Annotated in this window: 23 protein-coding genes; 11 read left to right on the top strand and 12 right to left on the bottom strand. The window is 71.4% G+C overall.

Going from position 1 to position 23,346, the window contains the following annotated elements; translation table 11 throughout:
• Complete coding sequence (locus tag DES41_RS15210) at positions 1 to 483, bottom strand: MSMEG_0572/Sll0783 family nitrogen starvation response protein (protein WP_114468521.1); 483 nt, start codon at positions 481 to 483, stop codon at positions 1 to 3.
• Between the two features lie 291 nt (positions 484 to 774).
• On the opposite strand from DES41_RS15210, the gene DES41_RS15215 reads away from it, so the two are divergent.
• Positions 775 to 2,151: an aminotransferase-like domain-containing protein gene (locus DES41_RS15215; RefSeq protein WP_114468522.1), complete on the top strand. Its 1,377-nt coding sequence runs from the start codon at positions 775 to 777 to the stop codon at positions 2,149 to 2,151.
• A 2-nt stretch (positions 2,152 to 2,153) separates the two neighbouring features.
• On the opposite strand, the gene DES41_RS15220 is transcribed toward DES41_RS15215, so the two are convergent.
• The 5 genes from DES41_RS15220 to DES41_RS15240 are packed head-to-tail and all read right to left on the bottom strand — an operon-like array spanning position 2,154 to position 7,638.
• The gene (locus tag DES41_RS15220; RefSeq protein WP_114468523.1) at positions 2,154 to 3,155 is read right to left on the bottom strand and encodes a Bug family tripartite tricarboxylate transporter substrate binding protein; all 1,002 of its coding nucleotides are present in this window, start codon (positions 3,153 to 3,155) and stop codon (positions 2,154 to 2,156) included.
• A 46-nt stretch (positions 3,156 to 3,201) separates the two neighbouring features.
• Positions 3,202 to 3,840: an HAD family hydrolase gene (locus DES41_RS15225; protein WP_114468524.1), complete on the bottom strand. Its 639-nt coding sequence runs from the start codon at positions 3,838 to 3,840 to the stop codon at positions 3,202 to 3,204.
• The gene (locus tag DES41_RS15230; protein ID WP_114468525.1) at positions 3,837 to 4,640 is read right to left on the bottom strand and encodes an SDR family NAD(P)-dependent oxidoreductase; all 804 of its coding nucleotides are present in this window, start codon (positions 4,638 to 4,640) and stop codon (positions 3,837 to 3,839) included. Before DES41_RS15230 ends, DES41_RS15225 begins: the two co-directional genes overlap by 4 nt.
• Positions 4,641 to 4,660: 20 nt before the next feature.
• Positions 4,661 to 5,641 carry a tripartite tricarboxylate transporter substrate binding protein gene (locus DES41_RS15235; protein ID WP_114468526.1) on the bottom strand — a complete coding sequence of 327 codons (981 nt, stop codon included), beginning with the start codon at positions 5,639 to 5,641 and terminating at the stop codon, positions 4,661 to 4,663.
• 59 nt (positions 5,642 to 5,700) lie between these two features.
• A complete protein-coding gene (locus DES41_RS15240; RefSeq protein WP_114468527.1) occupies positions 5,701 to 7,638 on the bottom strand; it encodes a bifunctional 5-dehydro-2-deoxygluconokinase/5-dehydro-2-deoxyphosphogluconate aldolase in 1,938 nt (645 codons plus the stop codon).
• A 67-nt stretch (positions 7,639 to 7,705) separates the two neighbouring features.
• On the opposite strand from DES41_RS15240, the gene DES41_RS15245 reads away from it, so the two are divergent.
• The 6 genes from DES41_RS15245 (at position 7,706) to DES41_RS15270 (ending at position 10,971) form a co-directional block, all read left to right on the top strand.
• On the top strand, positions 7,706 to 8,596 hold the full coding sequence (locus tag DES41_RS15245; RefSeq protein WP_114468528.1) for a MurR/RpiR family transcriptional regulator: 891 nt from the start codon (positions 7,706 to 7,708) through the stop codon (positions 8,594 to 8,596).
• A gap of 70 nt (positions 8,597 to 8,666) precedes the next feature.
• On the top strand, positions 8,667 to 8,894 hold the full coding sequence (locus DES41_RS15250; protein WP_114468529.1) for an addiction module protein: 228 nt from the start codon (positions 8,667 to 8,669) through the stop codon (positions 8,892 to 8,894).
• Positions 8,891 to 9,193 (top strand): type II toxin-antitoxin system RelE/ParE family toxin, encoded by a 303-nt coding sequence (locus DES41_RS15255; protein ID WP_170168187.1) that lies wholly within the window; start codon positions 8,891 to 8,893, stop codon positions 9,191 to 9,193. The genes DES41_RS15250 and DES41_RS15255 overlap by 4 nt, the downstream gene beginning before the upstream one ends.
• A gap of 20 nt (positions 9,194 to 9,213) precedes the next feature.
• Complete coding sequence (locus DES41_RS15260; RefSeq protein WP_114468531.1) at positions 9,214 to 9,762, top strand: SLOG cluster 4 domain-containing protein; 549 nt, start codon at positions 9,214 to 9,216, stop codon at positions 9,760 to 9,762.
• A gap of 35 nt (positions 9,763 to 9,797) precedes the next feature.
• Entirely contained in the window at positions 9,798 to 10,268 is a 471-nt protein-coding gene (locus DES41_RS15265) for a tellurite resistance TerB family protein (RefSeq protein ID WP_114468532.1), read from the top strand.
• Between the two features lie 28 nt (positions 10,269 to 10,296).
• Positions 10,297 to 10,971, top strand: a complete 675-nt coding sequence (locus DES41_RS15270) for an alpha/beta hydrolase (protein ID WP_114468533.1) — start codon at positions 10,297 to 10,299, stop codon at positions 10,969 to 10,971.
• A 15-nt stretch (positions 10,972 to 10,986) separates the two neighbouring features.
• Here the strand turns inward: DES41_RS15270 and DES41_RS15275 are convergent, their stop codons facing one another.
• The 4 genes from DES41_RS15275 to ptsP all read right to left on the bottom strand — a co-directional run bounded on the left by DES41_RS15275 (position 10,987) and on the right by ptsP (position 17,626).
• Complete coding sequence (locus DES41_RS15275) at positions 10,987 to 12,204, bottom strand: 6-phosphofructokinase (protein WP_114468534.1); 1,218 nt, start codon at positions 12,202 to 12,204, stop codon at positions 10,987 to 10,989.
• Between the two features lie 169 nt (positions 12,205 to 12,373).
• Entirely contained in the window at positions 12,374 to 14,101 is a 1,728-nt protein-coding gene (locus DES41_RS15280) for a PTS fructose-like transporter subunit IIB (RefSeq protein WP_114468535.1), read from the bottom strand.
• 22 nt (positions 14,102 to 14,123) lie between these two features.
• Positions 14,124 to 15,089, bottom strand: a complete 966-nt coding sequence (locus tag DES41_RS15285) for a 1-phosphofructokinase family hexose kinase (RefSeq protein ID WP_114468536.1) — start codon at positions 15,087 to 15,089, stop codon at positions 14,124 to 14,126.
• Positions 15,089 to 17,626 (bottom strand): phosphoenolpyruvate--protein phosphotransferase, encoded by a 2,538-nt coding sequence (gene ptsP / locus DES41_RS15290; protein WP_114468537.1) that lies wholly within the window; start codon positions 17,624 to 17,626, stop codon positions 15,089 to 15,091. Before ptsP ends, DES41_RS15285 begins: the two co-directional genes overlap by 1 nt.
• Positions 17,627 to 17,805: 179 nt before the next feature.
• Between ptsP and DES41_RS15295 the strand changes: the two genes are divergently transcribed.
• Positions 17,806 to 18,825 carry a LacI family DNA-binding transcriptional regulator gene (locus DES41_RS15295; RefSeq protein WP_114468538.1) on the top strand — a complete coding sequence of 340 codons (1,020 nt, stop codon included), beginning with the start codon at positions 17,806 to 17,808 and terminating at the stop codon, positions 18,823 to 18,825.
• Here the strand turns inward: DES41_RS15295 and selD are convergent, their stop codons facing one another.
• Positions 18,826 to 19,884 carry a selenide, water dikinase SelD gene (selD, locus tag DES41_RS15300; RefSeq protein ID WP_114468539.1) on the bottom strand — a complete coding sequence of 353 codons (1,059 nt, stop codon included), beginning with the start codon at positions 19,882 to 19,884 and terminating at the stop codon, positions 18,826 to 18,828.
• 43 nt (positions 19,885 to 19,927) lie between these two features.
• Positions 19,928 to 20,416, bottom strand: coding sequence for a MarR family winged helix-turn-helix transcriptional regulator (locus tag DES41_RS15305; protein WP_114468540.1), 489 nt, complete (start codon positions 20,414 to 20,416; stop codon positions 19,928 to 19,930).
• 179 nt (positions 20,417 to 20,595) lie between these two features.
• Between DES41_RS15305 and badH the strand changes: the two genes are divergently transcribed.
• The 3 genes from badH to aliB are packed head-to-tail and all read left to right on the top strand — an operon-like array spanning position 20,596 to position 23,334.
• Complete coding sequence (gene badH / locus DES41_RS15310) at positions 20,596 to 21,363, top strand: 2-hydroxycyclohexanecarboxyl-CoA dehydrogenase (protein WP_114468541.1); 768 nt, start codon at positions 20,596 to 20,598, stop codon at positions 21,361 to 21,363.
• A 25-nt stretch (positions 21,364 to 21,388) separates the two neighbouring features.
• On the top strand, positions 21,389 to 22,171 hold the full coding sequence (gene badI, locus DES41_RS15315) for a 2-ketocyclohexanecarboxyl-CoA hydrolase (protein WP_114468542.1): 783 nt from the start codon (positions 21,389 to 21,391) through the stop codon (positions 22,169 to 22,171).
• Positions 22,172 to 22,182: 11 nt separating this feature from the next.
• Positions 22,183 to 23,334, top strand: coding sequence for a cyclohexanecarboxyl-CoA dehydrogenase (aliB, locus tag DES41_RS15320; protein WP_114468543.1), 1,152 nt, complete (start codon positions 22,183 to 22,185; stop codon positions 23,332 to 23,334).
• Positions 23,335 to 23,346 lie beyond the last annotated feature (12 nt).

Consider the following 23,346-nt stretch of genomic DNA (forward strand, 5'->3'; position numbering starts at 1 on the left):
TTACAGCGTCCAGGTGTCGAGGATGACGGCGCCGGCCTTCTTGTGCAGCAGCACCACGTCGAGCACATCCAGCGGGTTGATCGGGCGGATGCCTTCGATCAGCGAACCCTCGCCGTGGCCGTACAGCGCCTGCAGCGCGAAGCGGCAGGCATAGACCTTGCCGCCCTCGGCGATGAACTTGGTGATCTGGTTGTTGAAGTTCTGGTGGCCCGGGAAGGCCTCGTCGCCGATCTTCGGAAAGCCGCGCTTGACGCCCAGCGTAACGCCGGGACCGTACAGCAGCACCGAGGTGTCGTAGCCCTTGCGCTGCAGGCGGGTCGCTTGCAGCAGGTTGACGAAGCCGATGGAGCCTTCGAAGGCCACGGTGTGGAAGGTGACCAGGGCCTTCTCGCCGGGTTCGGCCTTCACGTCCTCGAAGACCTTCTCTTCGTAGTCGACCAGGAAATCGCCGTTGCGGTGTGCGGGGTGCGTGACTTGGGGCATGGTGGTCCTCGTGCGGTGGTTGGGTGGCCGGCGGGATGGCCGGACGCCAGACCTCTTGCGAAGCGCGTACCACCGCCCCCGCTCGCCATGCGATCAAGGTCCGATCAAGCCAGCGAGAAGGCCCTGTCCACGCGCGGCCACGCCGCCTGCGCGATGCCGCGGCCATGCACCAGCACAACGCGCGGCCGATGCAATCAATGCACCCGATCAATGGCGCACATGCACCAAGCCGCGCCGGGGGCCGGCATGCAATCAACTGCAATCCGCCCTGCGCGCAGGCAAACTCGCGCCATGCCCTTCGCCCACTGGGTCCACCGCCTCAAGTCCAGCCCGCTGCCCGCCTACCAGCTGATTCCCGACCTCATCGCCGAGGACCTGCAGCAGGGGCGGCTGGCGCCGCGCGAGCGCCTGCCGCCGCTGCGCGAACTGGCGACCAAGCTGCAGCTGAACTACACGACGGTGGTGCGCGGCTTCGCCGAGGCGCGCGAGCGCGGGCTGATCGCCTCGCGGCCCGGCATGGGATCGTTCGTGCGCGGCTCCTTCATCGGCCTGCCCTTGCGCGCCGGCACCGGCGCCGAGATGACGATGAACATGCCGCCCGAGATCGAGGACCATCCTGCGATGCAGGCGCTGCTGGAAGGTGCCAACGCGGGCCTGGCCGCCGTGCCGCTGCACGACCTGATGCGTTACCAGGACTTCGGCGGCACGCCGCGCGACCGGTCACTGGGCGCGCAGTGGATGTCGCAGTGGGTCGAGGCCGATGCCGCGCGCGTGCTGGTGGCGCCCGGCATCCACGCCGTGCTGCTGGCGCTGGTCTCGCTTCTGGTCAAGCCGGGGCAGAGCCTGTGCGTGGAGGCGCTGACCTACCCGGGCATCAAGGCCATCGCCGCGCAGCTGGGCACGCGCCTGCACCCACTGGCCATGGACGCGCACGGCCTCGTGCCCGACGAGTTCGAGGCCGCCTGCAAGAGCACGCCCATCGGCGCGCTGCACCTGTGCCCCAACCTGCACAACCCGACCACGGCCACGCTGCCGATCAAGCGGCGCGAGCAGATCGCCGACATCGCGCTGCGCTACAGCATCCCCATCATCGAGGACGACGCCTACGGCATGCTGCCGGCCGCGATCCCGCCGTCCATGGCCGAGTACGCGCCCGACCTCGTCTACTACGTGAGCGGCATGTCCAAGTGGCTGGGCGCGGGGCTGCGCGTGGCCTACGTGCAGGCGCCTTCAACCGCGGCCCACCTGCGCCTGGCCGGCGCGCTGCGGGCAACGACGGTGATGGCCTCGCCACTCGTCAACGCCATCGTCGCCAACTGGATGGAGGGCGGCCATGCCGAGGCCGTGCTGCAGGCGGTGCGTGCCGAATGCGCGTGGCGCAGCGCGCAGATGCGCCAGGTGCTGGGGCCGCACGGCGTGCGCACGCAGCCGCATGGCTTCCACGGCTGGCTGCCGGTGCCGCTAGCGGATGGCGAGAGCAGCCCTGCCACGCGCATCGCGGCCGAGCTGCGCGCGCTGGGCATCGCGGCCGTGGACGGCACGGCCTTCTCGACCGACCGGCAGCCGCCCGAGGCGCTGCGCCTGTGCCTGGGCGGCGGGCTCACGCGGGACGACTGCGGGCGGGCGCTGCAGGCGGTGCGCGATGCGCTGGCGCCTGCGGCGGCGTGAAGCTACTCGGCCCGGATGTCGTTGGCCTTCACGATGTCGCGCCACAGGTCGAAGTAGTAGCGCGTCATCTTGGCCAGCTGCTCGGGCGTGCCGCCGCCGGGCTCGTCGCCGCGCTCCAGGATGCCGGTGGTGATCTTGGGGTCCTTCAGCGCGGTGTTCATCGCGGTGTTGGCCTTGGCCACGATGTCGGCCGGCAGGCCGGGTGGGCCGTACAGGCCGATGAAGGAGATCAGCTCGAAGTCCTTCAGGCCGGCCTCGGCCGCGGTGGGGATGTCCGGGAAGGCCGGCACGCGCTTGCCGCCGGTGACGATCAATGGGCGGAGCTGGCCGGACTTGATGAATGGCGCCACCACGGAGGCGGCATCGAACATGGCGCTGACGCGGCCCGAGATCAGGTCGGTCATGGCCGGGCCACTGCCCTTGTAGGGCACGTGGTTCATCTTGGGCTTGCCGATGCGCTCGCGGAACAGCTCCATGGCGGCATGCGTGAGGCTGCCAGGGCCGGCCGAGGCGTAGTCGATGTCTTTGCCGCTCTTGTCCTGCGCCTTCACCCAGGCGATGAACTCCTGCAGGTTCTTGGCCGGCACCGTGGTGGGCACGGCCAGGACCAGCGAAGACTGCAGCAACAGGCCGATGGGCGTGAGCTTCAGCGGGTCGGCCATGGCCGTGTTGCGGTAGGTGTGCGGGTTCAGCGTGATGGTGCCGTTGCCCACCAGCAGGCGGTAGCCATCGGGGGCGGCCTTCACCACGTTGTCGGTGCCGATGTTTCCGCCGGCGCCGGCCTTGTTGTCGATGACCACGCCCTGGCCCAGCACGCCCTGCATGCCGGCCGTGACCATGCGGCCGGCGAAGTCGGTCTGGCCGCCGGGCGGGTAGCCCACGACCAGTGTGACCGGCTTGTTGGGCCAGGCGCCCTGCGCGAAGCTCAGCGGGCTGGCGACGGCGGCCGCTGCTGCCAGGCCGTGCTGCAGGGCGGTGCGGCGCGTAAGGGGGGTGTGACGCATGGTGTCTCCTCGTCGGGTGGATGGAACCGAAATTCTGATGGCGTGCTTACGCCGGGGCCCTGAGCCGTTTGGGCAGCTCCGACAGCGTGGCGATGCGCAGCACGTCCGATGGCAGGTCCGCGGCCTGCTCGCCAAGCACGAACACGCGCATGCCGGCGGCCAGGCCGGCGGTGATGCCGGAGGCGCTGTCTTCGACAACGGCGCAATCCGCCGGCGCACAGCCGATCTGCTGCGCGGCGTGCAGGAACAGGTCGGGCGCGGGCTTCCAGGCGCCGATGTCGTAGGCGCTGAAGATGCGGCCCTCGAACCACGGCAGCAGCCCCGTGAGGCCGAGCACGAGTTCGATCTTGTGGCGCGGCCCGTTGGAGGCCACACAGAACGGCAGCTGCAGGCTGCGCACGAGTTCCAGCGCGCCTTCGATGGGCTGCAGGTGCGCCTTGAAGTAGCCTGCCATGCGCGCGCGCACGCGGTCTTCGAAATCGGCCGGCAGCGGCTGGCTGCTGCGTGCGGCCACCACGGCGATCTGGCGCGACATCGGTGCGCCGCGCTGCGCGTCCAGCACTTCGCGCGCCGAACCGGGCAATCCGTACAGCGCGCCCTCGGCCAGCATGGCCTCCACGAGCCAGGGCTCGCTGTCGACCAACGTGCCATCGCAATCGAAGATCAGGGCGCGGATCGGGGTCATGCTTTCTGTGGGTTCTGCTTCAGGTCGTACAGGATAGCCGCGCTCGTGAGTCCCCCATCGACCACGAGGTCGTGGCCGTTGACGAAGCGCGCATCGTCGCTGGCCAGGAAGGCGATGGCATCGGCCACCTCGTCGGCCTGGCCGTAGCGGGCCATGGGCGTGGCCTGCACGATGGCCTGGCGGATCACCGGGCCATGCAGGGTGGCGGTCTGCGCCGTCTCGATGGGCCCGGGCGAGACCGAGTTGACGGTGATGCCGTAGGGCGCCAGGTCGATCGCGCAAGACTTGGCCAGCGCCAGCACCGCGCCCTTGGACGCGCAGTACGCCGCGCGGCCCGACCAGACCTGCTGTCCCGAGATCGACGCCAGCATCACGATGCGGCCCTGGCGCCGCTCGACCATGCGCCGCGCCACGGCCTGGGTGGCCAGGTAGGTGCCGGTCAGGTTGATGTCCAGCACGCGGCGCCACGCCTCGATCGGCGTGTCCAGCACCGAACCCTGGAAGCTCACGCCCGCGCTGTTGACCAGCACGTCGATGGCGCCGTGCGCCTGCCAGGCGGCGTCGACGGCGGCCTCGACCTGGGCGGCGTTGGTCACGTCCAGCGCGTGCTGCGTCACGTGGCCGGCAGGCTGCGCGAGTTCATCGGCCACGCGGCGCAGCTCGTGCGCGTTGACGTCGGCCAGCGCCACGCGGGCGCCTTCGCGCAGCAGGCGGCGCGCGCTGGCCAGGCCGAGGCCGCTGGCGCCGCCGGTGATGAAGGCGGTCTTGCCGGCGAAGCGGCCGAAAGCTGTGTTGCCCATGTCTGTCTCCTCCTTCGTGGTCAGGCGGGCTTGATGCCCAGGCGCTGGATCAGCTCGCGGAATGTAGCGTTGTCGCGTGCGATCACCGATCTGAATCCGGCTTCGTCGAGGTAGCCCTCGCCCATGTTCTGCTTGGTCATGGTCTCGCGCAGGGCCGGCTCGCGCAGGGTCTTGGCCATGGCCTCACGGAGCACCGCCAGCGCTTCCGGCGGCGTGCCCTTGGGCGCGGCCAAGCCGCGCCAGCCACCGACCAAGAGGTCGATGCCGCGCTCCTTGAGCGTCGGCACCTGCTCCCAGCCGGCCGCAATGCGCTTGTCGGCCATCACGGCCAGCGGGCGGATCTTGCCGGCCTGCACATAGGTGGCCACCTCCACAGGCGTCACGGCCACGGCGTCGATGTGGCCGCCCAGCAGGTCCAGCACGGCCGGGTTGGCGCCGCGGAACGGCACGTGGTTGAGCTGCACGCCGGCCTTGTCCTCCAGCGCCGCAGCGGCCAGGTGGCCGAGCGAGCCGGGGCCGGCATTGCCCACGCGCAGGTCGCCCGGCGCCTTGCGTGCGGCGGCGAGGAATTCCTCCGCCGTCTTGTACGGCGCCTCGGTGCGCACGGCGATGGTGGCCGGGTCGGCATTGAGGCGCGCGATGGGCAGCACATCGTCGGCGCTGAACTTCACCACGCCCATGTGCGGAATCATGGTGATCTCCACCGTGATGATGGCCAGCTTGTAGCCGTCGGGCCGCGCGTTGATGAGCTCGGCCCAGCCCACGCCGCCGCTGGCGCCGGCGCGGTTCACGACGATCAGGCTCTGGCCCAGATGCGGGCGCGCGCTCTCGGCCAGCGCACGCGCCAGCACGTCGGTGCCGCCACCGGCCGCGAAGGGCACGATCAGTTCGATGGGCTTGTTCGGATAGGCCGCCTGCGCAAAAGCGGGCGCGGCGACGGCGGCCGAGGCACCGGCAAGCAGCACGGAGCGGCGCGTGACACCGGGACGGATCGATGGCATGGAAGTCTCCTGATGGAATGAATGCACGAGGGGCGTGGCCGCATCGCGGCAGCGCGTGTTCAGCCGCGGCTGGCGCGCCAGCCTGCAATCAAACGGCGGAAGTTGGCCGCCACCTGCGCGGTGAACGCCGCGTCGTCGATCTCGCCCTGCAGCCAGGCCGCGGCGGGTGCCGTCCAGCAGCTGCGGCCGACCATGAAGCCCTTGACGATGGGTGCCTGCGCAGCCTGGAAGCTGGCGACCAGCTGCTCCAGCGGCTGCGACAGGCCCAGGATCACCGCGCCGCGGCACCAGGGGTCGCGCTCGCGCACCAGCGCGTCCAGCGCCTGCCATTGCGCGGCGGCCATGGGCGGCAGCTTCCACCACTCGGGTTGGAAGCCCAGGTCGTAGAGGCGCCGCACGGCGCGCACCACGGCCTGGCCCTCGTCGCCCGGGGCCAGCGTGTCGGCCGGCGGGATCAGCTCGAGCAGCAGCTCGTGGCCGCTGGCGCGCGTGGCCTCCCACACCTGCTGCAGCCATTCCTCCTGCTCGGTGCGCAGCGCCTCGGCGTCGTCCGGGTGGTAGAAGGCCAGGCACTTGACGGTGTGTTCGCGCGGCCAGTGCGCCAGTTCCGAGGCCAGCGAGGCCGTGCCGTCGAAGCGCAGCGGGCGCGAGCCGGGCTTCTCCACCGGGCGGCCGATCCACCAGCCGCGGCCGGCGGCGGCGTGCAGCGCGGCCTGGCCGATGCGCCCGTCGATCAGCACGCCGACGCGGCCGCGGTTTCCACTGTCCTGCTCGACCTGCGCAACCACCTCGTTCAGCAGCAGCTTGAGCGCGGGCAGGCGCGCGGCATCGGCGCCGGTGGTGCGCGCCAGGTCTTCGAGCTGCGAGCGGTGGTCGTAGGCCAGCACGCAGACCTCGGGCCACTGCGCGCGGGGCGCGGAGACACGGTGCAGGTGCGACAGCACCGGGTCCTTGTCGGGCCGCGGGTGGCGGTGGCCGGAGAACCAGTGCGCCAGCTCGGCCTGCGTGGGCATGGCCGGCGCGCAGCCGTGGCGCGACACCACGATGGCGCCGCAGGCGTTGGCAATGGCGGCCGACTCGGCCAGCGTCTTGCCGCGCAGCAGCCCGGCCAGCAGGCCCGAGGCAAAGGCATCGCCCGCGCCCAGCACGTTGAGCACCTCGATGCGTTCGCCCAGCACTGTGGGCGCGTCGTCGATGGCGGCCGGCACCGCGCCCTCGATCAGGCTGCAGCCCAGCGGGCCGCGCTTGACGACGAAGACCGCCTGCGTGTGTTCCCGCGCCCGGCGCAGGCTGGCCATGAGATCGCCCTCCACGCCGCCGGCGATCATCCATTCCTCTTCGGTGCCGATGATGAGTTCGAACTGGCCGAGCTGGGCTTGCAGGTGGGCCGAGACGCTGTCGCTCCCCACGTAGCGCGTCTCGCCGTCGCCCTTGGCCGCCAGGCCCCACAGCACGGGGCGGTAGTCGATGTCCAGCGCGCGCACCAGGCCATGGCGGCCCGCGATCTCCAGCGCGCGCCGGCTCGCGGCCAGCGTGCCGGGCGTGGACAAATGCGTGCCCGTGATCACCAGGCAGCGGCAGCGGGCGAGGAAGTCTTCGGAGATGGCGGCCGCGTCGATGGCCATGTCGGCGCAGTTCTCGCGGGCGAACAGCAGCGGAAAGCTGTGCTGGTCGCGCAGGCCCAGCAGCACCATGCCCGTGAGGCGTTCGCGGTCGACCTGCACCTGGCTCACGTCGCAACCCTCGCGGCGCAGCGTTTCCAGCAGGAAGCGGCCGTTCTGCTCGTCGCCCACGCGCGAGACCATGGCCGAGCGCAGGCCCAGCCGCGCGGTGCCGAAGGCCATGTTGGCGGACGAGCCGCCCAGGTACTTGTTGAAGCTGTGGGCCTCCTCCAGCGAGCAGCCGATCTGCTGCGCGTAAAGGTCCACGGCCATGCGGCCCAGGCAGGCCACGTCGAAGTCGCGCGCATCGGCGCTGGGGAAGTGCAAACTCGGCATCACAGCAGGCTCGGCATGAAGGAACTGGGCGCCATGGTATCGTGTTTAGAAATAAATTTCCAATACTTTGAAAAATAGAAATGCCCCTGCGGCGCCCGCTGCCACGCTGGCGCCCTATGCCGATGCCGACGCCTTCCTGGCGGCCGTGCGCGCCGGCTACGAGCCGCTGTCGCGCCAGCTCAAGGCCATCGCCCGCCATGTGGAGGCGCAGCGCGACCGGCTGGCACTGGACGGCATCCAGGAGACCGCGCGCCAGTGCGAGGTCCAGCCCTCGGCCGTGGTGCGCTTCGCCAAGCACTTCGGGCTCGCCGGCTATTCGGAGATGCAAGCCCTGTTCCGCGCCGGCGCGGCGCGCCAGCTGGCGGCCGAGGGCGGCTACCAGCAGCGCGTGCGCGCCCTGGCCGGCGCCGGCTCGCCCGCGCAGATCGCGCACGAGGTGATCGGCGGCAGCATCGCCAGCCTGCAAGCCTTGCAGCAGGGCCTGCCAGAGGGCGATTTCGACGCGGCGGTCGACCTCATGGCCCAGGCGCCCGCGCTGTGGCTGGTGGCCTCGCGCCGCGCGTTTCCGGTCGGCGCCTACCTGGCCTATGCGCTGCAGCACACCGACAAGCCGGTGCACTGGCTGCACGGCCTGGGCCACATGCAGGAAGGCGAGCTGCGCGCGCTGGCCGCGGGCGACGTGCTGGTGGCCGTGTCCTTCGCGCCCTATGCGAGCGAGACACTCAACGTGGTGGAAAGCGCCGCGGCGCGCGGCGCCAAGGTGCTGGCGCTGACCGACAGCCGGCTGAGCCCCTTGGCCAAGCGCGCCGACGCGGTGCTGCTGGCGCAGGACGGCGCCACCTTCGGCTTCCGCTCGCTGACCAGCACGCTGTGCCTGGCGCAGTCGCTGTTCCTGGGGCTGGCCTGGCGCATGGAGCTGGCCTACGGGCAGAGCGCACCAGGGCAATCTGCGCCATGAACAGGGCCGGACCACTTCAGACCCCGTTGATAGGGTCCGAACTAAACTGCCCTGCACTCAGGAGATTGCCATGACCACTCTTGTCGAAGAACTCTCGCGCAAGGCGCTGGCTCTATCGCCGGGCGAGCGTGTGCAGCTCGCCGAAGCGTTGCTGGCCACAGTCCAAGACGTCGACGCCGAGGCGGAAGCAGCCTGGGACGAAGAAATCCTGCGCCGCATCGTCGACATCGACAGCGGCAACGCCAAACTCATCCCCGCCGCCGAGGTCTTTGCCGACGTTCGCCGCCTGATCGAGTGAAGCCGGTCCGCATCCACGATGCGGCCCGGGCCGAGATCGTGCATGAAGCGCTGTACTACAAGGCGGTCAGCCAAGCCTTGGCGCAACGCTTCGTCAAGGCTGTCGAGGATGCCATCGCCCTTGCAGCCGAGTTTCCTGCGATGGGCACCGCGCACAAGCATGGCACGCGGCGCTGCTATCCCAAGAAGTTCCCGTTTTCGGTGGTCTACCTTGACCGCCAGGATGAAATCTACGTTCTGGCCATCGCGCCCTTTTCCAGGAAGCCCGACTACTGGAAGTCAAGGCGCGTCGAAGGCTGATTGAAAAAAGCGACTGAACGATGACGTTGACACCATCCCACCGCCGCCCCCAGGTCTGCGTGCTCGGCAGCGCCGAGCCCGGCAGCGCGGCCTACGAGCTGGCCGCCGCGGCCGGCCGGCTGCTGGCGCAGCTCGGCATCACGCTGGTCAGCGGCTGCGGCAGCCCGGCCACGCGCGTGGCGGCCGAACAGGCCATCGCCGCGGGCGGGCTGGTGGTCAGCATCGTGCCGCCGGGCGAGATGCCGGCGCCGGACTGGCCAGCCACGGTGGTGATCCCTTGCGGCATGGGCGATGCCCGCAACCTGCTGATGGCGCTGGCAGGCGATGCCTGCCTGGTCATCGGCGGGCGCGCCGGCACCATCTCCGAGGTTTGCCTGGCCTGGCTGCACCACCGGCCGCTGCTGCCACTGACGGGCTGCGGCGGCTGGTCCGACGGGCTGCTGCAGAACCCGCCGGACGAGCGCGGCAATGCGCCCATCCTGCCTTGGGATTCGGTGGCGGCGCTGGAGGCGCAGCTGCGCCAGCTGGGCTTGGTCGCGGCTGCCGGGAACCAGCGCCAGGCTGCGTGAATCCACCCCTGACTGCCGCCCCCGAAAGCCTTTGCATGCTGCGCACCCTCAAGGACCTGTTCGACGCCTTCACCGCCCCCGCCGCCGGCCAGTCGCTGGCGCAGCGCGAGCACACCCAGCAGCTGGCCGCCGCGGTGCTGCTGGTCGAGGTCATGCGCGCAGAGCCCGGTGCCGGGCCGGCCGAACAGCAAGCCGTGCTCGAGGCGCCGCGCCGCAAGTTCGCATTGACCGACGATGAGATCGCGCGGCTGCTGGAACTGGCCAACACCGAAGCCCAGACGCTGTACGACTACCACCGCTTCACCAGCGTGCTGAACGAACGCTTCACGCAGCCGCAGAAGGTGGCGCTGGTCGAGGCGCTGTGGACCGTGGCCTATGCCGACCTGCACGTGGCGGCCCACGAGAACCACACCATCCTCAAGATCGCCGACCTGCTGCATGTCACCCACGGCGAATACATCGCCGCCAAGCTGCACGCCAAGCAGGCCGCCACGGGCGCGGCCTAACATCGGCACTTTTCCCATCCAGGCCGCCATGTCACCACTGCTCGACGCCATCCACATCGAATCCGCCCCCTCGCCCACCGCCGCCGTGATCTGGCTGCATGGCCTGGGTGCCAGCGGCGACGACTTCGCCGCCATCGTGCCCGAGCTGGACCTGTCCGGCTGCGCGCCGATCCGCTTCGTGTTCCCGCATGCGCCGGTGATGCCGGTGACCATCAACAACGGCTTCGAGATGCCGGCCTGGTACGACATCTTCGCGCCCGACCTGGTGCGCCGCGAAGATGCCGCAGGCATCGGCCGCTCGGTGCTGGCCATCGAGGCCCTGATCGCCCACGAAGTGGCGCGCGGCATCCCGGCGCGCCGCATCGTGCTGGCGGGCTTCTCACAGGGCTGCGCGATGACGCTGCACGCCGGGCTGCGCCATCCCGAGCGGCTGGCCGGGCTGGTCGCGCTGTCGGGCTACCTGCCGCTGGCCGACAGCCTGGCGGCCGAGCGGCACCCGGCCAACTTCGGCACGCCGATCTTCATGGCGCACGGCACGGCCGATCCGGTGGTGGTGCTGCCGCGCGCGCAGGAGGCCCGCGCCGTGCTGGAGAAGCTCGGCTACCAGGTGCAATGGCGGACGTACCCGATGCCGCACAGCGTGCATCCGGACGAGATCGCCGACATCTCGGCCTTCCTGCAGCAGGTGCTGCCGGCGGCCTGACGCTGTGGCAGGCGATCAGCCAGCGCTTGCGCGCGGCGCCACGGCCGGCAGGCGCAGCCGCTGCGTCTGCACCCGGCCGCTGCCCAGCAGTGGCAGCAGGTAGTCCAGGAAGGCCGGCGTCACATCGCTGCCGCTGGCGGCGATGAAGGCGTCGTCCATGGTGCGCGTGCGCGCGGCCACCGTGGCCAGGGGGATCAGCGGGTAGTGCGCGCCCAGGCCCTCAGTGCGCAGCACCGCCACCGAACCAGCCACGTGGCCCTGCATCGCGTAGCGCATGGCCTGCTCGCCCACGGCGCGGGCCTCGCGCTGGTCCACATCCGATACGCAGCCGACGAAGGAGCGCTGCAGGTAGCCCAGCGTGTCGCCCCGCACGCGCGACAGGCCCAGGCGTGCCTTGATCTGCTCGCACAGCAGATCGGCCAGCGCACCCGTGCCCGACAGCTGCACGTTGCCGTGCGCATCGCGCGCCAGCGCCTTGCCGAGCTGGGCCAGGATGGGCTGGCCATCGGCGTCGTGGATGCCTTCGGACACCGCCACCACGCAGCGCCCCAGGCGCTGCACGACGGCCTGCACCTCGGCCAGGAAGCGCTCGGTGTCGAAGGCGCGCTCGGGCAGGTAGATGAGGTGCGGGCCGTCGTCGGGGTGCTGGCGCGCCGCCGCCGCAGCCGCGGTGAGGAAGCCGGCATGCCGGCCCATCACCACCCCGATGTAGACCCCGTGCAGCGCCGCGTTGTCCAGGTCGGCCCCGGCGAAGGCCTGGGCCACGAAGCGCGCGGCCGAGGGGTAGCCCGGCGTGTGGTCGTTGCCCATCAGGTCGTTGTCGATGGTCTTGGGGATGTGGATGCAGCTGAGCGGATAGCCCTGGGCCTGCGCCGCCTCGCTGACGATGCGCACGGTGTCCGAAGAGTCGTTGCCGCCGATGTAGAAGAACTGGCCGATGGCGCGCGCACGCAGCACGTCGAAGATGGCGGCGCAGTAGGCCGCGTCGGGCTTGTCGCGGGTCGAGCCCAGGGCCGCTGCCGGCGTGGTGGCCACCTGCTCCAGCAGCTCGGCACTGGCGCCGCCCAGGTCGACCAGGTCGTCGCGCACGATGCCCTTGACACCGTGGCGTGCGCCGTACACCGCACCGATGCCGGCGTGGCGCCGCGCCTCCAGCACCACGCCCACCAGCGACTGGTTGATGACGGCGGTGGGGCCGCCGCCCTGGGCGACCAGGATGTTGATCGGGTTCATGGGCTCGTCTCCTCGTGTGTCATGGCGGCCCGGCGGTTGCACGGGCTGGCACGCAGCTTCTCACATGGCGCGGCCACCGCCACCCGGTGGATGCCGCGGCCCGCAGGCAGCAGCCACGCTGGCTGTGCCGGGCACCGCCATACCGGGCCGAGGCGGCCGCTGTCCGTGCTCAGGCCGCGATCCTGCGCTTGAACAGCCCCAATGCCAAGGCCGTCACCACCGTGCCCGCGACGATGGCCGCGCCGTACAGCAGCACATGGTTCACCGCGTTCGGGATGGCCAGCACGAACACGCCGCCGTGCGGCGCCTGCAGCGCCACGCCCCACCACATCGACAGCGCGCCGGCCGTGGCCGCGCCCAGCACGCAGGCCGGGATCACGCGCAGCGGGTCGCGCGCCACGTAGGGGATGGCGCCTTCGGTGATGAAGGCCAGGCCCAGCACGGCGGCCGCCTTGCTGGCCTCGCGCTCTTCCGCATTGAAGCGGCTGGCGAACAGCTTGCAGGCCAGCGCGATGCCCAGCGGCGGCACCATGCCGGCCGCCATCGCGGCGGCCATGGGCGTGGCCACGCCGCTGGCGATCAGCGAGGTGGAGAACACGTAGGCCGCCTTGTTGATGGGGCCGCCCATGTCGGCCGCCATCATCGCGCCCAGCGTGATCCCCAGCAGCACGGCGCTGCTGCTCTGCATGCCCTTGAGCCACTCGGTCAGCGCCGTCATGGCCGCGGCCACGGGCTGCCCGACGACCATGAGCATCGACAGGCCCACGATGGCGGAGCCCAAGAGCGGCAGCAGCAGCACGGGCTTCAAGCCCTCCAGCCCGCGCGGCAGGCGGATCCACTGGTTCAGCCATTTGACGGCGTAGCCCGCGATGAAGCCCGCCGCGATGCCACCCAGGAAGCCCGCACCCACCGTGCCGGCCAGCATGCCGCCGACCATGCCGGGCGCGATGCCGGGCCGGTCGGCGATGGAGAACGCGATGTAGCCCGCCAGCGCCGGCACCATGAGCGCGAACGCGGCCTTGGCGCCGACCTGGAACAGCGACCACCCGATGGTGCCCTGGTGCGCATCGTCGTAGACATAGATGCCGCCCAGCGCGAAGGCCAGCGCGATCAGCAGCCCGCCCGCCACCACGAAGGGCAGCATGAAGGACACCCCCGTCATGAGGTGTTTGTAGGGGCCGCTGGCGGCGGCTTTCGAGGCACCGGCCGCGGGCGCGGCGCCGCCCTCCGCCTGCCAGGGCGTGGCCTCGGCCTGGGCCTTGCCGATCAGCGCGGCGGCGTCGTGGATGGCGGCCTTCGTGCTGGCGCTGTACAGCCGCTTGCCAGCAAAGCGCGCGCGGTCGACCTGGGTGTCGGCGGCGACGAGCACGAGGTCGGCGTCGGCGATGGCCTGTGCGCTCAACGCGTTCTGCGCGCCGACCGAGCCCTGCGTCTCCACATGGATCTGGTGGCCCAGGGCCTTGGCGCCCTGCTCCAGCGCCTCGGCCGCCATGAAGGTGTGGGCCACGCCGGTAGGGCAGGAGGTGATGGCGACGATGCGCAGCGGCTTGGTGGCCGCCTGGGCCCCGGGCGCTGCCGTGGCCATGCCCAGCCGCGCGAGGGCCTGCTGCACGACCTGCGTGGCGTCGCGGAACACGGCCTCGGGCGCCACTTCCAGCAGCCGGTCGGCCGGCAGCGCACTGCGGTCGATGCCGCTGCCGGCGTCTGCCGCCAGGATCACGGCCTGGGCGCTGGCCAGTTCCTCGGGCGAGAAGCCTTCCTGGGTGCCGAAGCTGCTGACCACGCGCAGTTTGAGGTCGTGCCCGAGGCGGGCGGCAGCGGCCGCCAGTGCCTCGCCCAGCATGAAGCTGTGGGCGGGGCCGGCCTGGCTGGCGGCGATGGCGAAGAGTTGGGCCATGGTGGTTGTCTCCGGTGGCTTGTCAGATTGATTGCGGGACGATCTGCGCGGCGAGCGCGTCGATCTCGGCAAGGGGGGGCAGGCTGGGCGCGATGCGCTGGATGCGCGCGGCCGCACAGGCCATGCCGAAGACGGCGGCGTCCAGCGGCGCACGGCCGGCGATCAGCGCGCCCAGCGTGCCGGCGACCAGCGCATCGCCGGCACCGACCGTGGTGGCCACGGGCACCTTGGGGGTCGCGGCGAACCAGCGCGCACCACCGCTGGCGATGACGGCGCCCTCGCCGCCCAGCGAGACGATGACCAGCGCGATGCCGCCTTGCTGCAGATCAGCCGCCGCGTCGGCCACGGCGGCCACGGTGGGCAGTGGCTTGCCCACCAGCTCCTCCAGCTCTGCGCGGTTGGGCTTGATGAAATCAGGCGCAGGCTGAAGCGCATCGAGCAGCGTGCGCAGCGCAGCCCCGCTGGTGTCCACCATGAGCCGCGCGCCATGGCCGCGCAGCACCGTCGCCACGCGCGCCATGTCGGACGGCGTCACGCCCGGCGGCAGGCTGCCGGCCAGCGTGACCCAGGTGCCGGGGCCGACCAGCGGCACGAGCTTGTCGAGCAGGCCTTGCTCGGCACCGGCCTGCAGCACCGGGTCGAAGGCGATGCCGGACAGGTTGATGTCGGTGGTCTCGCCGTGCGTGGTGTCCGCCAGCTTGATGTTGGTGCGCGTGCGGCCGGGCACGCGCCACATGGCGTCAAGGATGCCGGCCTGGGCGAAGCTGCGCTCGAAGCGCTGCGGGTTCTCCGCGCCGAGCCAGCCACCGGCCGCCACGCGCACGCCCAGCGCGGCCAGCACGGCGGCCACGCCGATGCCCTTGCCGCCGGCCTCGAACTGCTCGGCCCGCGCGCGGTGCACGGCGCCGGGGTCCAGACGCTCCAAAGTGACGGTGTGGTCGATCGCCGGGTTCGGGGTCAGGGTGATGACCTGCATTGCGTCCGCCATCACACGCGCTCCGGTGCGGCACGCAGCTGCGCGCCAAGTGCGCGCACCTGGTCGCCGTCGTCCATGTCCAGCGCCTGCCGGGCCAGGGCCTGCAACTCCGCCAGGCTGTGCCGGCGCAGCAGCGCCTTGATGGCGGTGAGGTCGCCCACGCTCATGCTGAGTTCGTGCACCCCGAGGCCGGCCAGCAGTGCCGCGCCCAGCGGCTCGCCCGCCAGGCCGCCGCACACGCCGACCCAGCGGCCGTGGCGGCGCGCGCCGGCCACGGTGTCGGCGACCAGGCGCAGCACGGCCGGGTGCAGGCTGTCGGCCATGCCGGCCAGCTGCGGGTGCTGGCGGTCCACGGCCAGCGTGTACTGCGTGAGGTCGTTGGTGCCGATGGAGAAGAAGTCCACGTGCGCGGCCAGCCGGTCGGCCATGCGCGCGGCCGAGGGCACCTCGATCATGATGCCGACCGGAATGGTCCGGCCCGCCATGCCGAGCTGTTGCTGCACCTCGGCCAGCCGGGCCTTCAACTGCCGCACCTCGTCCACCGTGCTGATCATCGGGAACATGATGGACAGCGGGCCGGTCTGTGCGGCCCGCACCAGCGCGCGCAGCTGCGGCATGAGCAGGTCGTCGCGCTGCAGGCACAGGCGCGCGCCGCGCACGCCCAGGAAGGGGTTCTCTTCCACCGGCAGGTTGAGGTGCGGCACCTGCTTGTCGCCGCCGATGTCCAGCGTGCGCACGATCAGCGGGCGGCCGCCCATGGCCTGCACCATGGCCTGGTAGACGGCGAACTGCTCCTCCTCGTCGGGCACGTGGTCGCGTTCGAGGAACAGGAATTCGGTGCGCATCAGGCCCACGCCCTCGGCGCCCTGCTCCAGCGCGCGCGCCACCTGGTCGGCGCGGTTCACGTTGGCGGCGATCTCGACGCTGTGGCCGTCGGTGGTGGTGGCGGGCTGCAGGCGGCTGGCGGCCTCCTCGGCCTGGTGGCGGGCCAGGCGCTCGATCATGGCGGCGGTCTGCTGCAACGCCTCTTCGGTCGGTGCGATGTGCAGCTGGCCGCGGTAGCCGTCGAGGATGGCGCGCTCGCCCGGCTGCAGGTGCAGCACGCCGGGGCCTGCGGCCACCACGGCCGGCAGGCCCAGCGCACGCGCGAGGATGGCGGTGTGCGCCGTGGGGCCGCCGCGTGCAGTGCAGAAGCCCTTGACGCGCTGCACGTCGATCTGCGCGGTGACCGAGGGCGAGAGGTCGTCGGCCAACAGCAGCGCATCGCGCGGCCAGGTGGAGGGGTCGGTGCCCGCGTCGTCGCCGCGGCCCAGCAGATGGCGCAGCACGCGTTCGCCCACGTCCTGCAGGTCGGCCGCGCGGGCGGCAAGCAGGGCGTCGGCCACGACGCGCTGGGCGGCCACGCGCTCGGCCAGCACATGGCGCCAGGCCCAGGCTGCGCCGTGGCCCTGCACCACCAGGCGGCTGACCGCGCGCAGCAAGGCCGGGTCGCGCAGCATCTGGCCGTGCGCGTCGAAGATGCCGGCCTGCTCGGCCCGGCCCTGGGTGCGGGCCTGCTCGGCCAGGTGGTAGATCTGTGCGGCGGCGGCGTTCAGCGCGCGGTCGAGCAGCGCGGCCTCTTGCGCGAAGCCCTGGTGCGTGTCGGCCACCTCCAGCGTGCCGGCCTCGGCGCTGACCAGCGTGCCGACCACCAGGCCCGGGCTGGCAGCGATGCCGTTGATGGTCTGGCGTGCGGCGGGCTGCCAGTCGCCGAGCAGTCGCCCCAAGCCCTGGGCCTGCGCCTGGCGGGCGGCGGCCAGTTCGGCCTGGCGGGTTTCCTCGTCGCCCAAGCGCAGCACCAGGTCGCGCAGCGCGGCCAGCGCGGCTTCTGCATCCGGGCCCTGGGCCGAGAGGCGCAGCGCGGCGCCGCGGCCTGCGCCCAGGCTCAGCAGCGCGGCCATGTTGCGGGCGTCGGCCACCGCATCGCCATGGCGCACGCGCAGCGCAGCCTGGAAGCGCGCGGCCAGCTGCGCCCACTGGCCGGCGGGGCGGGCGTGCAGGCCGTTGGGGTAGTTCAGCGTGAGGTCCAGGCCAAGCGGGTAGTCGTGCGCCGGGGCGGCGGCGGCGTCCGGCGCGGCATCGCTGGTCAGCGCGGCGACGATCTCCTCGGCACGCGTGCTGCCCACCAGCTGCGCGATGCGGGCCGGGTCGCGCATCAGCCGCGTGAGCCGGCGCAGCACGGTGATGTGCTCGTCCGACGCGGCGGCGATGGCCACGACCAGGTGCACCGGCTTGTCGGCGCCGCCCCAGGCCACGCCCTGCGGCACCTGCAGCACGGCCAGGCCGGTGCGGCGCACCAGGCCCTTGTCTTCGACCATGCCGTGGGGAATGGCCACGCCCTGGCCCAGGTAGGTGGTGGCGACCTGCTCGCGGCGCAGCAGGCTGGCGACGTAGGCGGCGTCGCAGAAGCCGGCCTGCACCAGCAGCGCGCCGGCGCTGCGCACGGCGTCGTCGCGGTCGGCCGGGCTGGCCGCAAGGCGGACTTCCACGGGAGTGGGGAGGGTTTCCAAGCGTGTCTCCAAAGTTTTGGAATCGATACCAAAATTATTCCGCAAGAAGCCCGCGGCAGTCCAGGACGACGGGATGTTTGGGCCAGAAATCCAAGGGTAAACACTTATGAATCAGTGCCGAGCGCCCGCCAACGGCGACCGAAAATCCAGGAATCGATACCAAAGACGAGCCAGACCCTATGCCGTCCCTCCTCGCCAACCCAGGCAGTCCCAGCATCAAGGATGTGGCCCAGCGCGCCGGCGTGTCGACCACCACCGTCTCGCGCGTGCTGACCGATGCGGACGCTGTGCGCCCGGTGCTGCGCGAGCGCGTGCAGCAGGCCATCGCCGAGCTCGGCTGGCGGCCCAACCTGGCGGCGCGCCGGCTGCGCCAGCGCACCACCTCGCTGATCGGCCTGGTGGTGGCCGACATCCGCAACCCCTTCTTCACCGCCATCAGCCGGGCCGTGGAAGACATGGCCTACGCAGCCGGCCTGCGCCTGATCCTGTGCAACAGCGACGAGAACCCGGCCAAGGAGCAGTCCTATTTGGAACTGATGGCTGACGAGCGCGCCAGCGGCGTGATCCTCGCGCCCACGCTGGAATTCACCGAGCGGCACCAGCCCGGCCATTGGCCATTCCCGCTGGTGATGGTGGACCGCGCACCGCAGGCCGCGGCCACCGACGCCGTGCTGCTGGACAACGTGGGCGCCGCCGGCGAACTCACGCGCCACCTGCTGGCCCAGGGCTGCCGGCGCATCGCGCTGCTGGCCGGCAGCCACAGCACCACCGGCCGCCAGCGCCAGGCCGGCTACGAGGCGGCGTTGCGCGAAGCCGGCCTGCCGCCGCGCGTGCTGGCCCTGCGGCCCGACGCGCAGGCCGGCCAGGACGGCGCGGCGCGGCTGCTGGCCGAGCCCGCCGGCACCCGGCCCGACGCACTGCTGGCCACCAGCGGCCTGCTGCTGCTGGGCGCCTGGCGTGCCGCCCGCGCCGCCGGCCTGGCACTGCCGCGCGAGCTGGCGCTGGCCGGCTTCGACGACAACGACTGGACCACCATGCCCGAGCCGGCCATCACCGTGCTGGCCCAGCCCACCGAGGACATCGGCCGCAGCGCGGCGGAGCTGCTGCTGCAGCGCATGGCCGAACCCGAGCGCGCGCCGCGGCGCATCGTGCTGCAGGGGCAGCTGCTGGTGCGCGGGTCGAGTTTGCGGCTGGGGTGATCAGCGCACGACGAGGCGCGGCCCGCCGGCCCAGGCCTGCACTTCGCCGATCTCGGCCGCCTGCGCGAAACCGTGCGCGCGGAACAGCGCGAGCACCTCCTCCACGCTGCCCGGCGCGCAGGACACCAGCAGGCCGCCGCTGGTCTGCGGATCGGTCAGCAGCGCGCGCTCGGCATCGGACAGCGTGCTCGCGACCTCGGCGCCGTAGCCCTGCCAGTTGCGGCCCGAGGCGCCTGTGACGCAGCCGGCCGCGACGAGTTCGCGCACGCCTTCGAGCACCGGCACGCGTGCCCAGTCCAGCAGCACCTGGCAATTGGCGCCGCGCGCCATCTCCAGGCCATGGCCGGCGATGCCGAAGCCTGTCACATCGGTCAGCGCATGTACGCCGGGCAGCGCGGCCAGGGCCGGGCCTGGCGTGTTCAGCCGCGTGGTGGTGTCGATCATGCGGGCGTAGCCGGCGGCGTCGAGCTGCTCCTTCTTGAACGCGGCCGACAGCACGCCCACGCCCAGCGGCTTGCCGAGCACGAGGCGGTCTCCGGGCTGCGCGCCCGCATTGCGGCGCACGCGGTCGGGGTGCACCAGGCCCAGCGCCACCAGGCCGTAGATGGGCTCGACCGAATCGATGGTGTGGCCGCCCGCGATCGGGATGCCCGCCGCCTGGCATACCGACTGCCCGCCCGCGAGGATGCGGCCGATGGTGGCCGTGGACAGCACGTTCACCGGCATGCCCACGATGGCCAGCGCCAGGATGGGCTTGCCGCCCATGGCGTAGACGTCCGAGATCGCATTGGTCGCGGCGATGCGGCCGAAGTCGTGCGGGTCGTCCACGATGGGCATGAAGAAATCGGTCGTGGCGATCAGGGCCTGCTCGTCGTTGAGGCGGTAGACGGCCGCGTCGTCGGCGGTCTCGATGCCGACCAGCAGCTCGGGCGGTACGGGCAGGCCGCCCTGGTTGCGCAGGATCTCGGACAGCACGCCGGGCGCGATCTTGCAGCCGCAGCCGCCGCCGTGGGAAAGCGAGGTCAGGCGCGGCTCGGCCGCGGGCGTGGTGGTGGACATGGATGGCAGCAGTGGCAGACGAACAAGGGCCGCATTGTGCGGCTCAGGCCGGGTCGGCGCCCGCGCCAGCCGCCTCTGCGCCACCCTGCGCATCGTCCACGCGCTGCATGTTGTCGAGCAGCTTGAGCAGGTAGTGCAGGCTGTGCGTCACGTCGTTGACCGAGAAGCCCTCCAGCACCTGGCCGTAGTAGCCATGGATCTTGGGCAGGGCTTCGTCCTGCCAGAGGCTGCGCCCGGCCTCGCTCATGCGGATCACGCGCGAGCGCCGGTCCACCGGGTCCGGCCCGCTTTGCACGCGGCCATCGCGCTCCATGCGGCCGATCAGGCCCGACAGGTTCTGTCGGCTCACCTTGAGGTAGCGGGCCAGGTCGCCCACGCTCATGCCGGCACCGGCCTCGGGCCGCGACAAGGCGCCCAACACCGCCCACTGCTGCGTGGTGAGACCCTCCTGCTCGACCGCGCGTGTCCCGGTTTTATGCAACATGTTTGCACATTGATAAAGCCGAAAAAACAAGCGGTTGGCCAGCGCCATGCGGGCCGCTTGCGTTTCTTCTTCAGGGTAAACCACGAAATCTCCTTAAAACCAGAGCTTGCATTGCCGGCCCGGTCGACCCACAATTGAGTCAATATATTTACCTATATTTGAAAACCGGGCAATGCCTTGCCCCCACGATAGCAAGGCGCCGCCCGGTCAACCCCAGGAGCAGTGCGATGCAGCGATTCGAGAACAAGGTGGTGGTGGTGACCGGCGGCGGCGGCGGCATCGGCGGGGCGACCTGCCGGCGCTTCGCTGCCGAGGGCGCCAGGGTGGCGGTGTTCGACCTGAACCTGGCGGCCGCCGAGCAGGTAGCGGCGCAAATCCGCACGGCCGGCGGCCAGGCCCAGGCCATGGGCTGCGACATCACCGAGCGCGCCAGCGTCGACCGGGCGGTGGCCGCCACGGCCGAGGCGCTGGGCCCCATCGACGTGCTGGTCAACAACGCTGGCTGGGACGTGTTCAAACCCTTCGTGAAGACGGTGCCGGCTGAATGGGAGCGGCTGATCGCGATCAACCTGACCGGTGCGCTGCACATGCTGCACGCCGTGCTGCCGGGCATGGCCGAGCGGCGCAGCGGCCGCATCGTCAACGTGGCGTCCGACGCGGCGCGCGGCGGCTCCTCGGGCGAGGCCGTGTACTCGGCCTGCAAGGGCGGACTGGTGGCGCTGTCGAAGACGCTGGCGCGCGAGCATGCGCGCCAGGGCATCACCGTCAACGTGGTCTGCCCCGGCCCGACCGACACCGCGCTGCTGGCCGGCGTGGCCGAGGGTGCGCGCGACCCGGCCAAGCTGCTCGAGGCCTTCCGCAGCGCCATCCCGCTGGGCCGCCTGGGCCAGCCCGACGACCTGGCCGGCGCCATCGCCTTCTTCGCCAGCGACGACGCCGGCTTCATCACCGGCCAGGTGGTGTCCGTCTCGGGCGGATTGACCATGCACGGCTGAACCTTCACCCCCCAAGGAGAACCCCATGAATTTCGAAGACATCCTGTACGAGGTGCGCAACGGCGTGGCCTGGATCACGATCAACCGGCCCGAGAAGATGAACGCCTTCCGCGGCACCACCTGCGACGAGCTGATCCGCGCGCTGAACAAGGCCGGCTACGACAAGGCCGTGGGATGCATCGTGCTGGCCGGCGCCGGCGACAAGGCCTTCTGCACCGGGGGCGACCAGTCGGCCCACGATGGCAACTACGACGGCCGCGGCACCATCGGCCTGCCGATGGAAGAGCTGCACACCGCCATCCGCGACGTGCCCAAGCCCGTGATCGCACGCGTGCAGGGCTACGCCATCGGCGGCGGCAACGTGCTGGCCACCATCTGCGACCTGACCATCGTGTCGGAGAAGGCCATCATGGGCCAGGTCGGCCCCAAGATGGGCTCGGTCGATCCGGGCTACGGCACGGCTTTCCTGGCGCGCGTGGTCGGCGAGAAGAAGGCGCGCGAGATCTGGTACCTGAACAAGCGCTACAGCGGCGCCGAGGCCGTGGCCATGGGCCTGGCCAACATCTGCGTGCCGCACGGCGAGCTGGACGCCACCGTGCAGGAATGGGCCGAGACCATCTGCGAGCGCAGCCCCACGGCGATCGCGATCGCCAAGCGCAGCTTCAACATGGACACGGCGCACCAGGCCGGCATCGCGGGCATGGGCATGTACGCGCTCAAGCTGTACTACGACACCGAGGAATCGCGCGAGGGCGTGGCCGCGCTCAAGGACAAGCGCAAGCCCGACTTCCGCAAGTACGCGAAGTAGGGGCTGTGGCCATGAACCCCTACATCGACGAAGACCTCGCGGCCATCGGCGAGCAGGCGCGCCGCTTCGCCACCGACCGCGTGGCGCCGGGCTTCCAGGAGCGCGACCGCACGCGCGTGCTGGAACGCAGCCTCATGCGCGAGATGGGCGAGATGGGCTTCATCGCGCCCGAGCTGGCCGAGGAGCACGGCGGCCAGGGCCTGGGTGCGCTGGCCGCCGGCGTGATCCACGAAGAGATCGCGCGGGCCGACCTGTCCATCAGCTACATCAATCTGCTGGCCTCGCTGAACGGGCAGATCCTGGCCGAGCATGGCCTGCCCGAGGTGGCACAGCCCTGGCTGCGCCGGCTCACGCGGGGCGAGGCGCTGCTGGCGATTGCGCTGACCGAGCCGCGCGGCGGCTCGGACGCGGCCAACCTCAGGCTGCGTGTGGAACGCGTGGGCGAGCACTACGTGCTGAACGGCGAGAAGACATCGATCTCGGCGGCCGACCAGTGCGATGCGGCCGTGGTCTTCGGCCGCACCGGCACGGTCGAGTCGCAGGCCCATGGCGTCACCGCGCTGCTGGTGCCCATGGACCTGCCCGGCATCACGCGCAACCGCTTCGACTGCCACGGCCAGCGCGCCATCGGCCGCGGTTCGCTGTTCTTCGAGAACGTGCGCGTGCCGGTGGACCACCGGCTCGGCGACGAGAACAAGGGCTTCGTGCAGGTCATGCAGGGCTTCGACTACTCGCGCGCGCTGATCGGCCTGCAGGTGCTGGCCGTGGCCCGCGTGTCGCTGGAAGAAGCCTGGGCCTACGCGGCAGAGCGCATGGCCTTCGGCAAGCCGCTGACGGCGTTCCAGGGCGTCTCGCACCCGCTGGCCGACGGCGACACCCAGGTCGAAGCCGCGCGGCTGCTGTGCCTGCAGGCGCTGTGGCTCAAGGACAAAGGCCTGCCGCACAGCGCCGAGGCCGCCATGTGCAAGTGGTGGGCGCCCAAGCTGGCCTACGACGTGGTGCACCAGTGCCTGCTGTCGTTCGGCCATGGCGGCTACGACCGCGGGCCGATGGAGCAGCGCCTGCGCGACGTGCTGGGCTTCCAGATCGGCGACGGCACGGCGCAGATCATGAAGACCGTCATCGCGCGCGCCCGCGCCGGCCGCCAGGCCGTGCCGAACTGAAACCAACAAGAA

This window comes from Pseudorhodoferax soli (genome assembly GCF_003337555.1).
In the GTDB taxonomy this organism is placed as follows: domain Bacteria; phylum Pseudomonadota; class Gammaproteobacteria; order Burkholderiales; family Burkholderiaceae_C; genus Pseudorhodoferax; species Pseudorhodoferax soli.

Excerpts from the sequence above, each read along its gene's own strand:
- DES41_RS15210 (WP_114468521.1), bottom strand. The coding sequence starts at position 483 with ATGCCCCAAGTCACGCACCCCGCACACCGCAACGGCGATTTCCTGGTC.
- DES41_RS15215 (WP_114468522.1), top strand. The coding sequence starts at position 775 with ATGCCCTTCGCCCACTGGGTCCACCGCCTCAAGTCCAGCCCGCTGCCC.
- DES41_RS15220 (WP_114468523.1), bottom strand. The coding sequence starts at position 3,155 with ATGCGTCACACCCCCCTTACGCGCCGCACCGCCCTGCAGCACGGCCTG.
- DES41_RS15225 (WP_114468524.1), bottom strand. The coding sequence starts at position 3,840 with ATGACCCCGATCCGCGCCCTGATCTTCGATTGCGATGGCACGTTGGTC.
- DES41_RS15230 (WP_114468525.1), bottom strand. The coding sequence starts at position 4,640 with ATGGGCAACACAGCTTTCGGCCGCTTCGCCGGCAAGACCGCCTTCATC.
- DES41_RS15235 (WP_114468526.1), bottom strand. The coding sequence starts at position 5,641 with ATGCCATCGATCCGTCCCGGTGTCACGCGCCGCTCCGTGCTGCTTGCC.
- DES41_RS15240 (WP_114468527.1), bottom strand. The coding sequence starts at position 7,638 with ATGCCGAGTTTGCACTTCCCCAGCGCCGATGCGCGCGACTTCGACGTG.
- DES41_RS15250 (WP_114468529.1), top strand. The coding sequence starts at position 8,667 with ATGACCACTCTTGTCGAAGAACTCTCGCGCAAGGCGCTGGCTCTATCG.
- DES41_RS15260 (WP_114468531.1), top strand. The coding sequence starts at position 9,214 with ATGACGTTGACACCATCCCACCGCCGCCCCCAGGTCTGCGTGCTCGGC.
- DES41_RS15265 (WP_114468532.1), top strand. The coding sequence starts at position 9,798 with ATGCTGCGCACCCTCAAGGACCTGTTCGACGCCTTCACCGCCCCCGCC.
- DES41_RS15270 (WP_114468533.1), top strand. The coding sequence starts at position 10,297 with ATGTCACCACTGCTCGACGCCATCCACATCGAATCCGCCCCCTCGCCC.
- DES41_RS15275 (WP_114468534.1), bottom strand. The coding sequence starts at position 12,204 with ATGAACCCGATCAACATCCTGGTCGCCCAGGGCGGCGGCCCCACCGCC.
- DES41_RS15280 (WP_114468535.1), bottom strand. The coding sequence starts at position 14,101 with ATGGCCCAACTCTTCGCCATCGCCGCCAGCCAGGCCGGCCCCGCCCAC.
- DES41_RS15285 (WP_114468536.1), bottom strand. The coding sequence starts at position 15,089 with ATGGCGGACGCAATGCAGGTCATCACCCTGACCCCGAACCCGGCGATC.
- DES41_RS15295 (WP_114468538.1), top strand. The coding sequence starts at position 17,806 with ATGCCGTCCCTCCTCGCCAACCCAGGCAGTCCCAGCATCAAGGATGTG.
- selD (WP_114468539.1), bottom strand. The coding sequence starts at position 19,884 with ATGTCCACCACCACGCCCGCGGCCGAGCCGCGCCTGACCTCGCTTTCC.
- DES41_RS15305 (WP_114468540.1), bottom strand. The coding sequence starts at position 20,416 with ATGGCGCTGGCCAACCGCTTGTTTTTTCGGCTTTATCAATGTGCAAAC.
- badH (WP_114468541.1), top strand. The coding sequence starts at position 20,596 with ATGCAGCGATTCGAGAACAAGGTGGTGGTGGTGACCGGCGGCGGCGGC.
- badI (WP_114468542.1), top strand. The coding sequence starts at position 21,389 with ATGAATTTCGAAGACATCCTGTACGAGGTGCGCAACGGCGTGGCCTGG.
- aliB (WP_114468543.1), top strand. The coding sequence starts at position 22,183 with ATGAACCCCTACATCGACGAAGACCTCGCGGCCATCGGCGAGCAGGCG.